Source organism: Gilliamella sp. wkB108, from assembly GCF_001690195.1.
Classification (GTDB): domain Bacteria; phylum Pseudomonadota; class Gammaproteobacteria; order Enterobacterales; family Orbaceae; genus Gilliamella; species Gilliamella apicola_L.
Map to the genome: position 1 here is coordinate 1 of NZ_LZGM01000076.1, position 415 is coordinate 415.

Consider the following 415-nt stretch of genomic DNA (forward strand, 5'->3'; position numbering starts at 1 on the left):
TCTTCATCGGTGTTTAAAACTGACAAGCTAAAAACTTGTTATCAAAACGAATATAGTAGTACTATGTGTATTTTGGATTCCTATCGTTATTACCACGATATTTTATCTCAAAAGCTAGTATCCCTTGCAGAAAAAAATCCAACGGTTAATGAGAATATAGACATAATTGATAAAGAGATAAATCAAATTTGCTTAACATTTCCGCCACCAGTTTATCTCGATGAACTGGACGATTTCACTCATAGAATCACAAAATGCCTAGTGGACCAAATGAAACAAAAAATAGACAAATTAGATGAAGAATTAGATAAATAAAATAACGCTACATTATATATAAGTAATCTATTCAAAAATAGATAATTACCTATTGGGGGTCAAAGAAAAGGGAAGGGGTAAAGAAAGTCAGTGCTTGGGA

General features: G+C 31.3%; 1 protein-coding gene. It reads left to right on the plus strand.

The features are described 5' to 3' along the window. Window positions 1-315: hypothetical protein (locus A9G11_RS14425; RefSeq protein WP_176701249.1), on the plus strand; the 315-nt coding region annotated here is incomplete at its 5' end. Window positions 316-415: the final 100 nt, after the last annotated feature.